A 12,152-nucleotide genomic window follows, 5' to 3' on the forward strand; every position below is an offset into this window, starting at 1 on the left:
CCGGCTTGATGCCTTTGAATCACCTGAACGACGAAATCGGCACAGTAATGACGCTGGGTCTTTTTGGAGGGTGTGGCTTGGGTGTCGATGGGCATATCCGTTTGATGGGGTGGCGCTACTGGCTGGTTTCGGCCTTACGGCGACCCACTTTGTGTCGCGGTGTATGGACTGGACACATGGTGGACATGTGTACGGAGACATAGTTGACACATTATCGCCGGCCATCCATGGCCGTCGCCCCACTAGGCAAGGGTTCCACTCGGCCTGCTGAAGGGACGATTTGTGGCGTCTGCACGATTTGAGTAGGTAGAAGCACAGCAACAGCAACGGCAACGGCGAGGCGCTGGTGTTCAGCTTTTGATGTTGATCTGGCGCTTCGTACGCCAGCCCGGATACCTAGGATCATCCCTTCAGTGGAGTAGGGTGTGCAACATTCGGGGTCGGTTCATTCGCGAGTGAGTGAACGCATTTACCGGTTATGTCGGGGTTTGCGGCAGGTGCTCGAACAGTGTCCTGCATACACCCGCAATGTGCTCATCCAACAACCTCACCGCGCGTTCGACATCTTTGGCGCGGCAGGCGTCGAGGATTTCACGGTGCTCGTGATCGGCGCGTTCCTTGCCCGCCGACAGGCTCATCTGCATGCGCAGGTAACGTTCCAGCTTGTCGTTCACCGAACGAATCATATTCACCAGAAATGGCCGCTGCGCCGGTTCGTACAGGCAGGCATGCAGTTCCCAGTTCAGTTCAGCCCAACGCCCGACGTCGTTCTCGCCGACGAACTCCTGGCAGATGCGTTCGGCGCGGGCGAAGGTTTCTTCGTTCATGTTGGGGATGGCCAGGCGCAGCGCCTTGTCTTCAAGCAGCATGCGCACCTCGAACATTTGCGCCAGTTCAGGCTCCGACATACGTGTGACCATTGCCCCGCGATTGCGCTGGAACATCACCAGCCCCTCGGCCTCCAGGCGTTTGAGTGCCTCGCGCACAGGGATCTTGCTGACGTTGAACTGACGGGCGATGTCGTCCTGGCGAATCGGTTCGTCTTCGCCGAAATGCCCGGCGATGATCGCATCGCGCAGATGACGGGTGATGATTTCCGAAGTCGAGGGCGTATTGCCCAGGTCCGGGGCGTTGAGGCGGGGTACGGTCACGGTGGCGTCGTCCGAAGTTCTTTCTGGATATGGTATACGAATTTATTCAAGCTCGGTGCCGCACACGCCCGACGGCTAATGTCGTGATCCCGCTAACACGGGTTTTAACGGATGAAATGCACCTTGCCGGTGTCGTCGTTGCCCATGTAGATCCCGTATACGCCAGCCTGGCGCTCCTCGATGTAGCGTTCGAGGATCTGCCTGATGGCTGGGTAGTAGATCTCGTCCCAGGGAATATCCTCTGGGGCGAAGAACCGGTAGTCGAGGGTTTCCGGGCCGTATTGGCCGGTAACTTCCAGGGCAATGGCGCGAAAGATGATGTACACCTCGCTGATGGTCGGCACACTGAAAATAGAGTACGGCGAGACGATTTCACCGCGTACGCCACTTTCTTCCCAGACCTCACGCAGCGCCGCCTGTTCAGTGGTCTCGCCGCTTTCCATGAAACCTGCTGGCAACGTCCAGGTGCCGGGACGCGGCGGTATGGCGCGCTGGCACAGCAGGTACTTGCCATCCTGCTCGATGATGCAGCCGGCAATGATCTTCGGGTTCAGGTAATGGATGTAGCCACAAGCGCTGCACAGCAAGCGCTCGTGAGTATCGCCGCTGGGCCGTCCCTGGTGTAGCGCGGCAGTGCAATGCGGGCAGTAACGGGGGACGGCGGGCATGATCAGCGTCCTATGCGGGGTTCTTTGAGTGCAATGGGCGCAGCGATGTCGCGCACCTTGCTGTTGTCGTTCTGTTTCAGACGCAGGTATTCAAGGGCGACCTTGGCCGCGGCACGTACGTGATCGACCGATGCCTGGTGGGCAGCCAGGGGGTCGCCGCTCTTGATCGCTTCAACGATCTTGACCATTTCCTGGTTGCTCGCCCCGCGACGGTTTTCCTGGGAGACCGAGGTGGCACGCAGGTAGCTGATACGTGCCTGCAACTGGCGCAGTTGCGTGGCTGCCACATGGTTGCCGGAGCCTTCGAGCAGTACATCGTAGAAGCCCTGCACCGAGTCGATCACCTGTTGCAGTTCACCTTCTTCGAGGGCCTGGCGGTTCACCTCCAGGGCTTTTTCCAGGGCGCGGATGTCCTTGGCCTTGGCGTTCAGGGTGAACAGCTGGACGATCAGCCCTTCGAGCACGCAACGCAGTTCGTAGATATCACGGGCGTCTTCCAGGGTGATGATGGCCACGCGCGGCCCCTTGGCGTCGGCGAATTCCACCAGGCCTTCGGATTCCAGGTGGCGCAGGGCTTCACGCACCGAGGTGCGGCTGACGCCAAGACGGTCGCACAGATCGCGTTCCACCAGACGATCGCCCGGCAAGAGCTGGAAGCTCATGATCGCTCCGCGCAATTTGTCGAGCACGATTTCACGCAGGGTTACGGGGTTGCGGTTGACCTTGAAACTGTCGTCGAGGGGTTGGCGTTTCATCATCTGTGCTCTGAAATTGGCTGTTCTCACAAGCGTCGCCGAGCACCTCGAATCGCGGTGCTCCGTGCGGCGGTTTCGAACAGCCAGTCGTTAACTGGTTGCCTCCAAGTCGGCTTCGGCGAACGCCTCGCGGGCCAGACGGAAACTGTCCACGGCCGCAGGTACACCGCAGTAAATGCCGACTTGAAGCAAAATTTCACGTATTTGCTCACGACTCAGACCGTTACGCAAGGCGCCGCGTATGTGCAACTTGAGTTCGTGGGGGCGGTTGAGTGCCGAAATCATCGCCAGGTTGATCATGCTGCGCTCTTTGAGCGACAAACCGTCGCGACCCCAGACGTGGCCCCAGCAGTATTCAGTGACCAGTTCCTGTAGCGGGCGGGTGAAGTCGTCGGCGTTATCGATCGATTTGTTGACGTAGGCTTCGCCAAGCACCTGGGTGCGGATTTTCAAGCCTTTTTGATACTTCTCGTTGCTCATGGATCGGCTCCGAAAAAATGGGCGTGCAACCAAGGGTGTGGCTCACGCCCCTCAAGGGAAATCAGCACAGCGGCGGCAGGGCGCCAAGCTTGCCTTTGTGGTAGACCATCGGTGTAACGGGCTGATCGGGCAGGATCAGGTTCATCACCGAGCCGACGATGATGGCGTGGTCGCCACCGTCGTATTCGCGCCACAGCTCACACTCGATGATTGCCGTGGCATTGCTCAGTAGCGGATTGCCCAGTTCGCTCACGTGCCATTCGATGCCGTTGGCCTTGTCCTTGCCTTTGCCGGCAAAGGCATAGGCCTCGGCGGTTTGCCCGGCCGCCAGCAAGTGAATGGCAAATTGCTTGCTATCACGCAGAATCGGATAGGTGTCGGAAGCGTAGTTAGGGCAGAACAGCACCAGCGCCGGCTCGATCGACAGCGCGCTGAAGGCGCTGGCGGTGATCCCGACGATGCCACCTTCGGCGTCCAGGGTGGTAACCACCGTAACGCCGGAAGGAAAGGAGCCCATCACGTCTTTGTAGATGCCAGGTTCGATCATGGCGCAGGTCTCCTAACGCATGACAAAGGGGTCGGGCATGGGCGCTGTCGAGAGGTTGATCCACACCGTTTTCAATTCGGTGTAGGCCAGTACCGAGTCGATGCCGCTCTCGCGTCCGTAGCCGCTGTTCTTGAATCCGCCAATGGGAGCCATGGCTGACACCGCGCGGTAGGTGTTGACCCAGATGATCCCTGAGCGTACATCCCGGGCCAGACGATGGGCGCGGCCCAGGTCACGGGTCCAGATGCCGGCTGCCAGGCCAAATTGCGAGTCGTTGGCCATGGCCAGCGCCTCGGCCTCGGTCTTGAAGCGAATGACTGACGCCACCGGGCCAAAGACTTCTTCCTGCATGATGGTCATCGAGTTGTTGTCACACTCGAACAGGGTTGGCTCGTAGAACCAGCCTTCGCTGTCAATCTCGGCCCGCTTGCCACCCAGGCGCAGCTTGGCGCCTTCGGCTTGAGCGGCGGCAACCAGGCCTTCGACCACCGCCAACTGCTGGGCCGTCGCCATCGGGCCCATTTCGCTGGCGTCATCCTGCGGGTTGCCGATCTTGATGCGCTTGGCACGTTCAACCAGGCGCTCGACGAATGTGTCGTAGATTTCGTCTTGCACCAGTAAGCGTGAACCGGCAACGCAGCTTTGGCCGGAGGCGGCGTAGATCCCGGCGACTGCGCCGTTGACGGCGCTGTCCAGGTCGGCATCGGCGAAGATGATGTTCGGCGATTTGCCGCCCAGCTCCAGCGAAAGCTTGGCGAAGTTCTCGGCACTGCTGCGCACTACATGGCGTGCGGTGGCGGCGCCGCCAGTGAAGGCGATCTTGCGCACCAGCGGATGGCGGGTGAGGGCTGCGCCAGTGCTTGGGCCGTAACCGGTAACGACGTTGACCACGCCCGCCGGAAACCCGGCTTCAAGGGCCAGGCGGGCAAGCTCCAGAATGGTTGCCGAGGCGTGTTCCGAAGGCTTGAGAACAATCGTGTTGCCCGCCGCCAGCGCGGGCGCGAGCTTGATTGCGGTAAGGTACAGCGGACTGTTCCAGGGAATGATCCCGGCGACCACGCCAATCGGCTCATGCACCGTGTAGGCAAACAGGTCGGGCTTGTCCAGCGGCAGGGTGCCGCCTTCGAGCTTGTCAGCCAGGCCTGCGGTGTAGTGGAAGAATTCTGGCAGGTAGCCCACCTGACCGCGGGTTTCACGGATCAGCTTGCCGTTGTCGCGGCTTTCGAGCTGCGCCAGGCGCTCCTTGTTGTCGCTGATAAGGTCGCCCAGACGGCGCAGCAGCTTGCCTCGGGCGGTGGCTGTCAGGCTGCGCCAGGCCGGATTGTCGAAGGCGCGCTGTGCAGCCTGGACGGCAAGTTCGACATCAGCTTCATCGGCATCGGGCAGTTGTGCCCAGGCGCGCGCCGTGGAAGGGTCGAGGCTGTCGAAGGTCTTGCCGCTGACGGCACCGAGCCATTGGCCGTCGATGCACATCTGAAAGCTTGCGAGTGTCATGCAACGATCCCCTTGGCTGAGTCGGAGAGGGTTTGGGCGTGCCCGAGGAAGTCGCGCAGCATCTGGTTGACCAGGCGCGGCGACTCTACTGGCATCATATGCCGTTGTTCAGCGAGCACCACGCTCTGTGCCCCGGGGATACGCCGGGCCAACTGATGCGTCATGTCCGGTGTCGAACCCAAGTCCCATTCACCGGTGGCGATCAGACAGGGGGCCTGGATACTGCCCAGGTCTTCGGTGCGGTACATATCCTGGGTGGCGAACAATTCGTAGGTGGTCAGGTAGCCCTGCGGGTCGTTGCTCGCCAGCGTCTGGCGCAGGGCGGCAATCTGTGCAGGGTTGGCTGCCTGGTATTCGCGGCTGAACCAGCGTGCCAATGCGGCTTCGGCGTTGGCATCCGGCCCATGTTCGGCGGCCTGGGCTGTGCGTGCGATAACCCCGGCGCGTTGTTCCACGCTACGGTCGAACACGCTATTGAGTACCACCAGCGCAGACAGTCGCTGCGGATAGTGCAAGGCGAAGGCACGCGCCACCAGTCCGCCCATGGAAAAACCGATGATGGTCGCCTGGGGCAATTGCAGGTGGTCGAGCAGCTCGGCCAGTTGCTCGGCATAGCCGGGCAGGCCGCAACCGGGTTGTGGGCGCGGGCTCTGGCCATGGCCGAGCATGTCGTAGGCAATCACCCGGTAGTCGCTGGCCAGGCCAACGATCTGCCCGCCCCACATTTCTTTGTTCAGGCCCACCCCATGGATCAGTACCACGGGGTGGCCTTGGCCGGTCGCCAGATAACTGGTGCCGGCCGGGGTGCGTTCAGCAGCGGGCTGAATCATCGGTCGCTCCTAGGCATATTTATTGTTATTGGGCCTTTTCGGCTGCCAGTTCTTCCAGGTCGATGTAGCGGTTGCCAATGCGTGGATGCAGGCGGCCACCATCGGCGCAACCCAGAACCACGACGATTTCGTCGGCGCGTGGTGCGTCTTCGATCTTCATCTCCAGGGTGATGTAGTGCGAGCGCAGGCCTTCGTCATCCTTGTGCATCATCGGGATCTGGATCGAGGTGCCAGGGCCTCCGCGCTTGTTGGTGAAACTGAGGTAGCTCTTGGCGTTGACTGCTTCGCGGTAGTGGTTGCCGAAGCGCAGGGTATGGATGACAGCGGATGCGTGTTCGATTTCGCCGTCGGCGCCGACTACGGCGGCTTTGCCATAGGCTTCGATTTTGTTTGCACCGCCAATCGCGGCGCACAGGCGCTCGACCATTTGTGCCCCGAGTTCCGAGCAGTTAGCGCGGATTTCTGGTTTCAGGTCTTCGACAAAGCCGCGGCCCAACCATGGGTTTTTCATGACAACTGCCAGGCCCACCATGGTCACCGGGGTGTCGGTAGCCTTGCCACCTTCTATCAAGGTTTCTTCGACGTAGGTGACGATTTTGCGGATTTCAAAACTCATGGATGGCTCCTGTGGAAGGGGATACTTTGTCTTGTTGTCTGATGGTATACCATAATACTTTACGTGCAAGCGCTTCCTGCAAATTTCTCTGCGAGGGCGACGGACGTGTTGGGTTCTGATCTGGCGGCAGGCGGCAGGCGGCAGGCGGCAGGCGGCTGGAGCGCGGGGATAGTTCGGGTTGGCGCTGGTGGCAGATTATGCGATAAGCCCGCTCCCTATGATGGGAAGCGGGCCTTGTATCGAGTCGCTTATTTACGTGCTTCGAGAATCAGGTTGAAGGGGGTTTCGGTCGCTCTTCTGAAACTGCTGAAACCAGCCTCTTGGAACACCGCACGTAAACGCGCTTCGCCTGCTTGCGCGCCCAGGCCCAGGCCTACTTCCTGGGACAGCGAGTTAGGCGTACAGATGAAAGTTGATACGGCGTAGAAGAGACGACCAACGGGAGTGCCATTGTCGTCCAGGCTGTCATTGGCAAAGGGTTCGACGAGCATTACCGAGCCACCCGGTTTGAGTGCTGCAAAGGCACGGCGAGCGGCACCCACCGGATCTCCCATGTCATGCAGGCAGTCGAAGTAACAGATCAGGTCGAACTCATTGTCGGGAAAGTCCTTGGCACTGGCCTCGAAGAATTGCACGCGGTCCCCCAGGCCTTCCTCCAGCGCATGTTGATTCGCCACATCAATGGAGGGCGCGTGGAAGTCAAACCCGAGGAATTTCGAGCTTGGGAAGGCCTTGGCCATGATTATTGATGAGGCGCCCCGACCGCAGCCGATATCCGCTACCTTGGCTCCCGCCTGCAGTTTTTCAACCACACCGCTAAGGGCCGGTAACCATTCGGCCACCAGATGAGCGCGGTAGCCTGGGCGGAAAAGGCGTTCGGTGCCGCTGAACATACAGGGGTGGTGATCGCCCCACGACAGCCCACCATCACCGCGCATCGCCGTGACTAACTTGTCTTTGTCGTGGAAAAGCGATGCTATGACTGACGCTCCTCCGGCTGCGTATACCGGCGAGTCTTCAATGGCCAACGCCATTGCTTGCTCCTGCGGTAAGCGAAAGCGTCCGTCCTGGTGCTCCATATAGCCCGCTGCTGCTTGGGCACTGAGCCACTCGCGTACCAGGCGGGGATTGCAGTTGGTCTTTCGTGCTAGCTCATCGGGTGTAATGAACTGACTGTCGGCCATGGCCCGGTACAGGCCCACTTCGTCACCAAGGATCAGGTTGGCCATTAGTGCGGCAGCACCCATATCGCTGATGAGTTTGCCCATGAACTGATTGAGTTTTGCTTCGTCCATGACGTGTTCTCCTATAATGAAGTCCAACGCTAACGGGGTTGCCACAACAGTCGGCAATCCCGGTCCTTTTGCTCGCGCAATCATTCAGTATAGTTCAGCGCGCCTGCCCCGAAGCCCGCTCACGCAGGGCTTTGCTGACCTGGGCCTGGATTTCATAGGCGGGCGCTTCCACAGCGTTGAAATCGCGCGAATAGCGTCTGGCAAACTCTGCCACGCCCCACTGTTGATACTGCTGCACATGGTGCAACTCGTGGGCCCAGAGGGCGACGTTGTCCTGGGCATCGGCTTCGTTGCGAAAGACAATGATGTCGATCAGGGTCACGGCGTTGACATCGGGGTTCTGCAACAGCGCGTTGGCGCTGTCCAGGGCTTGTTGGTCACCGACCTTGTAGCGCGCCGCGTCCAGTACCTGAAAGTCATAGTAAGACTCAAGCTGGGCACGGATATGCAGGGGGATCGGCAGGATGTTGTTGCTGGCGGCGCTGTCGCGGGCCTGTTGCAGGGCTGCTGCCAGGGTGCTGCTGGCGATACGACCGAGGTCGTCGAGCATGATTCCGGCCTGGCCAGGGTCGAAGGGCGAACAGATACAGCTGCCCAGGCAAACTTCATACTGACCCGTGGGGCAAGCGCCAAACGCATGAAACGGTGCGAGCAGGGCAACGCCAAGCAGCAGGTCAACGGCTTTCATGCAGGGCCCCGGCGAGAAACTCACGGGAGGCGTGGAGCACTTCTTGTTGGCTGGATTCATTGGCCAGCATGCGTGCGATCACCAGCGCCCCTACGCACTGGCTAAGCAGGGCCCAGGCCAGGTCCGGGTCTTGCAGGGTGTCGGCCCAGGCTTGTTGCAAGGTGCGCAACCAATGCTCGGCTTCCTCGCGCACGGGCAGCGGTGCCTGGGCGATTTCAGCGCCAAGGGCAGGGATGGCGCAGCCACCTTCGGCATTGTGCACATGGGCCAGGCTCAGGTAGTGGTCCAGGCAACGTTCTAGCCGCTGACGGTTCATCGGTTGCTGGGCCATGGGGCTTAGCGACAATTCACGGCGCACCACTTCGGTAAACAGATCGTCCTTGGACGGGAAATGATTGTAGAAGGCCCCGCCAGTCAAGCCAATAGCCTTCATCAGGCCCGCCACACCGGTAGCGTTGAAGCCCCCGCGCTTGGCCAAGGCCCCGCTGCTTTCCAGCAGTTTCTGCCGGGTTTGCTCTTTATGGTGGGTGGAGTAGCGCACGCCGATCTTCTCCGAATCAGTGGCTTGACGAAGGTTGAATCATAGCATAGCGTTCGTTTACTAAATGATCGTTTACCAATGGAGGCGATGAATGAGTCAGGGCAAGAAAGTGGTGTTGGTGGTGGGTGCCGGTGATGCAACCGGTGGTGCAATTGCCAAGCGCTTTGCCCGGGAAGGCTACATCGCCTGTGTCGCCCGGCGCAGCGCAGACAAATTGCAGCCACTGGTTGATAAGATTCAGGCAGAGGGCGGACAGGCCTATGGCTTTGCTTTCGATGCGCGCAAGGAAGAGGAGGTGGCAGCACTGGTCGAGCAGATTGAAAGCACCTTGGGGCCGATCGAGGCCTTTGTCTTCAATATTGGCGCCAATGTGCCCTGCAGCATTCTCGACGAGACGGCGCGAAAGTACTTCAAAATCTGGGAAATGGCTTGCTTCGCGGGCTTTCTCACCGGCCAGGCGGTGGCGCGGCGAATGGTTGCCCGTGAGCGCGGAACTATCCTGTTTACTGGTGCAACTGCCGGCTTGCGGGGTGCGGCTGGGTTTGCAGCATTCGCCGGCGCCAAGCATGGCATTCGTGCGCTGGCCCAGAGCATGGCGCGGGAGCTTGGCCCACGTAACATTCATGTCGCGCATGTGGTGGTGGACGGCGCCATCGACACGGCGTTTATCCGCGACAGTTTTCCAGAGCGCTATGCGCTGAAGGACCAGGACGGCATCCTCGATCCTGCGCATATTGCTGACAGCTATTGGTTCTTGCACGCCCAGCCGCGCGACGCCTGGACATTCGAGCTAGATCTGCGGCCCTGGATGGAACGCTGGTAACACTAACCACAACAATAAGGACACAGCGCAATGAGCAAAAGCGTAGAGTTTTTCTTTGATCTGGGTAGCCCGGCCAGCTACCTGGCCTGGACCCAACTGCCGGCGCTGTGCGCCAGCCACGATGCACAACTGGTGTATCGGCCGATGTTGCTGGGTGGGGTGTTTCAGGCAACTGGCAATGCGTCGCCGGCGATGGTACCGGCTAAGGCACGCTATGTGTTTGCCGACTTTCAACGGTTTGCCAAGCGCTATGGTGTGACCTTGGACTTTCCCCCGGGCTTTCCCATCAATACGCTGGGCCTGATGCGCGGGACCGTTGCCGTGCAACGCTATCAACCTGAACGCTTTGAGGCTTATCTGACAGCCCTGTTCCAGGCAATGTGGGTACGACAACGCAATGTCGCCGACCCGCATGTGCTGGCAGCGGTACTGCAAGAGGCAGGCTTGGATCCCGAGCAGTTCCAGGCTTGGTCAACTGAGCCCGAGGTCAAGGCAGCGCTCAAACAAGCCACCGATGCCGCTGTTGCCCGCGGTGTATTCGGCGCACCGACCTGCTTTGTGGGAGAACAGATGTTCTTTGGCCAGGACCGTCTGGAGTTTGTCGCCCAGGCACTGGGCTGAGGCGGTACAGCCAAGTGTAGTGGCGTTATTGTCGGAAACTGTATGGTCGACGTGGATCAGGACTCCGTTAGTGTCAGTGCAGCCAATAAAAAACTGGATGCCTGCCATGCTCAGTTCACTCGACCTGATCACCGCCTTCGTGCTGTTTGCCTTCGTCTCATCGATCACCCCTGGGCCCAACAACACCATGTTATTGGCTTCGGGGGTAAACTTTGGTGTGCGGCGCTCGATTCCGCACGCCATTGGGATCAGCGTCGGTTTCATGGTCATGGTGTTGGCAGTGGGTTTCGGCCTTGGCGAGGTGTTCAAGGCGTATCCGCCGATCTACACCGTACTGCGCTACGTGGGCGCGACCTATCTGCTTTATCTGGCCTGGAAAATCGCCACTTCCGGCCCGCTGTCGGTAAGCAACCCGCAGAGTCGCAAGCCATTGGGCTTTTGGGGGGCGGCGGCCTTCCAGTGGGTCAACCCTAAAGCATGGGTCATGGCAGTGGGGGCGATCACGACTTACACGCCGGCCCAGGGCTACGTCACCAATGTGATCGTGATTGCTGCGTTGTTTGCTCTGCTCAACCTGCCGAGTGTGTGCGTCTGGGTCATGTTTGGCAGTGCCTTGCGTACGGTACTGCAGAACCCGCGCTGGCTGATGCTGTTCAATTTGCTGATGGCAGCGCTATTGGTGATATCGCTTTACCCGCTGCTGTTTGTAGAATCGAGGTTTTCCTGAATGAGTACGCTGGCACATGCAGTTGAATCCCTGGTCCCACGACACAAGTGCCGGCTTTACCTTGCGCGGCTGGCGGTCACCTGCCAGCGGCAAACCGTTGCTGCATTTTCTCCACGGTAATGGCTTCTGCTGCCTGGCGTATCAGCCCATGCTGGCACGCTTGGCCGAGCATTTCGATTTGTGGTTGTGCGATGTCCAGGGCCATGGCGACAGCGATCATGGTGGCGTCTTCCAGGGTTGGAACCGTACTGCAGAACTGGCCATCGAGGCTTTCGAAGCCGGACGCGGCGACTATGGCGATGTACCGCGCTTCGCGGTCGGCCACAGCTTTGGTGGAGTATTGACCGCGCTGATGCTGGCGCAGCAGCCGCAGTTGTTCACGCGCGCGGTGTTGCTCGACCCCGTGCTGTTCAGCCGCTCGATGATGGGCATCATGGGGGCGGCGGCATTGGTTGGCCTGCACCGCCGCCATGCCTTGGCGCGCAAGGCCGCTACCCGGCGCAGTCATTGGCCGGATCGCACCGCCGCTCGCGCCTCGCTGGAGGGCAGAGGGATCTTCAAGGGCTGGAGCGAATCTGCGCTGCAAGCGTATATCGAGCATGCGATCGGCGACTGTGGCGAGGGCGTGGTACTTAAGTGCCGGCCCAGCCGCGAGGTGGAGATTTTCAGCTCGTTCCCGCGGCGGATGTGGGCGTCCTTGACCAAGGTTCAAACGCCGGTACTGGTGCTTTATGGCGAGCATACCTATCCCTTCGTGCCTCTATCCGTGCAGCGTTGGGCCCAGGAAAATCGACATGTCACGGCAGTTCAGGTAACCGGCGGTCATTGTTTCATGCAGGAAGATCCGGCAGGCAGCAGTGAGCGCGTCCAGGCTTTTTTGCTGCAACAGTAAGCGCGCGGCTTGCCCTTGTTGAGG

The 12,152-nt window shown here is 60.0% G+C and carries 15 protein-coding genes; 4 read left to right on the forward strand and 11 right to left on the reverse strand.

Annotation, left to right across the window (positions count from 1 at the left end):
* Positions 1-476 precede the first annotated feature (476 nt).
* The 11 genes from H8F21_RS05415 to H8F21_RS05465 all read right to left on the reverse strand — a co-directional run bounded on the left by H8F21_RS05415 (position 477) and on the right by H8F21_RS05465 (position 9,065).
* Complete coding sequence (locus H8F21_RS05415; RefSeq protein WP_203481965.1) at positions 477-1,151, reverse strand: GntR family transcriptional regulator; 675 nt, start codon at positions 1,149-1,151, stop codon at positions 477-479.
* A gap of 104 nt (positions 1,152-1,255) precedes the next feature.
* Positions 1,256-1,819, reverse strand: coding sequence for an NUDIX hydrolase (locus H8F21_RS05420; protein WP_203481966.1), 564 nt, complete (start codon positions 1,817-1,819; stop codon positions 1,256-1,258).
* 2 nt (positions 1,820-1,821) lie between these two features.
* Entirely contained in the window at positions 1,822-2,574 is a 753-nt protein-coding gene (locus H8F21_RS05425) for a GntR family transcriptional regulator (protein WP_203481968.1), read from the reverse strand.
* 90 nt (positions 2,575-2,664) lie between these two features.
* Positions 2,665-3,054, reverse strand: a complete 390-nt coding sequence (locus H8F21_RS05430) for a carboxymuconolactone decarboxylase family protein (RefSeq protein ID WP_203481970.1) — start codon at positions 3,052-3,054, stop codon at positions 2,665-2,667.
* A 61-nt stretch (positions 3,055-3,115) separates the two neighbouring features.
* Positions 3,116-3,601, reverse strand: coding sequence for a flavin reductase family protein (locus tag H8F21_RS05435; RefSeq protein ID WP_203584132.1), 486 nt, complete (start codon positions 3,599-3,601; stop codon positions 3,116-3,118).
* A 12-nt stretch (positions 3,602-3,613) separates the two neighbouring features.
* On the reverse strand, positions 3,614-5,095 hold the full coding sequence (locus H8F21_RS05440) for an aldehyde dehydrogenase (RefSeq protein WP_203481974.1): 1,482 nt from the start codon (positions 5,093-5,095) through the stop codon (positions 3,614-3,616).
* Positions 5,092-5,925 (reverse strand): alpha/beta fold hydrolase, encoded by an 834-nt coding sequence (locus H8F21_RS05445; protein WP_203481976.1) that lies wholly within the window; start codon positions 5,923-5,925, stop codon positions 5,092-5,094. Before H8F21_RS05445 ends, H8F21_RS05440 begins: the two co-directional genes overlap by 4 nt.
* Positions 5,926-5,950: 25 nt before the next feature.
* Positions 5,951-6,541: an amino acid synthesis family protein gene (locus tag H8F21_RS05450; protein ID WP_203481978.1), complete on the reverse strand. Its 591-nt coding sequence runs from the start codon at positions 6,539-6,541 to the stop codon at positions 5,951-5,953.
* 248 nt (positions 6,542-6,789) lie between these two features.
* Positions 6,790-7,836 carry a class I SAM-dependent methyltransferase gene (locus H8F21_RS05455; RefSeq protein WP_203481980.1) on the reverse strand — a complete coding sequence of 349 codons (1,047 nt, stop codon included), beginning with the start codon at positions 7,834-7,836 and terminating at the stop codon, positions 6,790-6,792.
* 94 nt (positions 7,837-7,930) lie between these two features.
* Positions 7,931-8,524, reverse strand: coding sequence for an eCIS core domain-containing protein (locus tag H8F21_RS05460; protein ID WP_203481982.1), 594 nt, complete (start codon positions 8,522-8,524; stop codon positions 7,931-7,933).
* Positions 8,511-9,065, reverse strand: a complete 555-nt coding sequence (locus tag H8F21_RS05465) for a TetR/AcrR family transcriptional regulator (RefSeq protein ID WP_203481984.1) — start codon at positions 9,063-9,065, stop codon at positions 8,511-8,513. Before H8F21_RS05465 ends, H8F21_RS05460 begins: the two co-directional genes overlap by 14 nt.
* 91 nt (positions 9,066-9,156) lie before the next feature.
* Here H8F21_RS05465 and H8F21_RS05470 point away from each other — a divergent pair, with 91 nt between their 5' ends.
* The 4 genes from H8F21_RS05470 to H8F21_RS05485 all read left to right on the forward strand — a co-directional run bounded on the left by H8F21_RS05470 (position 9,157) and on the right by H8F21_RS05485 (position 12,128).
* On the forward strand, positions 9,157-9,888 hold the full coding sequence (locus H8F21_RS05470) for an SDR family oxidoreductase (protein WP_203481986.1): 732 nt from the start codon (positions 9,157-9,159) through the stop codon (positions 9,886-9,888).
* A 30-nt stretch (positions 9,889-9,918) separates the two neighbouring features.
* Complete coding sequence (locus tag H8F21_RS05475) at positions 9,919-10,509, forward strand: 2-hydroxychromene-2-carboxylate isomerase (protein ID WP_203481988.1); 591 nt, start codon at positions 9,919-9,921, stop codon at positions 10,507-10,509.
* A 97-nt stretch (positions 10,510-10,606) separates the two neighbouring features.
* Positions 10,607-11,236 carry a LysE family translocator gene (locus H8F21_RS05480; protein ID WP_203584157.1) on the forward strand — a complete coding sequence of 210 codons (630 nt, stop codon included), beginning with the start codon at positions 10,607-10,609 and terminating at the stop codon, positions 11,234-11,236.
* Positions 11,237-11,252: 16 nt separating this feature from the next.
* Positions 11,253-12,128, forward strand: a complete 876-nt coding sequence (locus H8F21_RS05485) for an alpha/beta fold hydrolase (protein WP_203481990.1) — start codon at positions 11,253-11,255, stop codon at positions 12,126-12,128.
* The last annotated feature ends 24 nt before the right edge of the window (positions 12,129-12,152 follow it).

It is taken from the genome of Pseudomonas arcuscaelestis (genome assembly GCF_016881005.1).
Taxonomy (GTDB): Bacteria; Pseudomonadota; Gammaproteobacteria; order Pseudomonadales; family Pseudomonadaceae; genus Aquipseudomonas; species Aquipseudomonas arcuscaelestis.

Coding starts and splice junctions, on each gene's coding strand:
- H8F21_RS05470 (WP_203481986.1), top strand. CDS start 9,157: ATGAGTCAGGGCAAGAAAGTGGTGTTGGTGGTGGGTGCCGGTGATGCA.
- H8F21_RS05475 (WP_203481988.1), top strand. CDS start 9,919: ATGAGCAAAAGCGTAGAGTTTTTCTTTGATCTGGGTAGCCCGGCCAGC.
- H8F21_RS05430 (WP_203481970.1), bottom strand. CDS start 3,054: ATGAGCAACGAGAAGTATCAAAAAGGCTTGAAAATCCGCACCCAGGTG.
- H8F21_RS05460 (WP_203481982.1), bottom strand. CDS start 8,524: ATGAAAGCCGTTGACCTGCTGCTTGGCGTTGCCCTGCTCGCACCGTTT.
- H8F21_RS05425 (WP_203481968.1), bottom strand. CDS start 2,574: ATGAAACGCCAACCCCTCGACGACAGTTTCAAGGTCAACCGCAACCCC.
- H8F21_RS05445 (WP_203481976.1), bottom strand. CDS start 5,925: ATGATTCAGCCCGCTGCTGAACGCACCCCGGCCGGCACCAGTTATCTG.
- H8F21_RS05480 (WP_203584157.1), top strand. CDS start 10,607: ATGCCTGCCATGCTCAGTTCACTCGACCTGATCACCGCCTTCGTGCTG.
- H8F21_RS05435 (WP_203584132.1), bottom strand. CDS start 3,601: ATGATCGAACCTGGCATCTACAAAGACGTGATGGGCTCCTTTCCTTCC.
- H8F21_RS05455 (WP_203481980.1), bottom strand. CDS start 7,836: ATGGACGAAGCAAAACTCAATCAGTTCATGGGCAAACTCATCAGCGAT.
- H8F21_RS05420 (WP_203481966.1), bottom strand. CDS start 1,819: ATGCCCGCCGTCCCCCGTTACTGCCCGCATTGCACTGCCGCGCTACAC.
- H8F21_RS05450 (WP_203481978.1), bottom strand. CDS start 6,541: ATGAGTTTTGAAATCCGCAAAATCGTCACCTACGTCGAAGAAACCTTG.
- H8F21_RS05485 (WP_203481990.1), top strand. CDS start 11,253: ATGCAGTTGAATCCCTGGTCCCACGACACAAGTGCCGGCTTTACCTTG.
- H8F21_RS05440 (WP_203481974.1), bottom strand. CDS start 5,095: ATGACACTCGCAAGCTTTCAGATGTGCATCGACGGCCAATGGCTCGGT.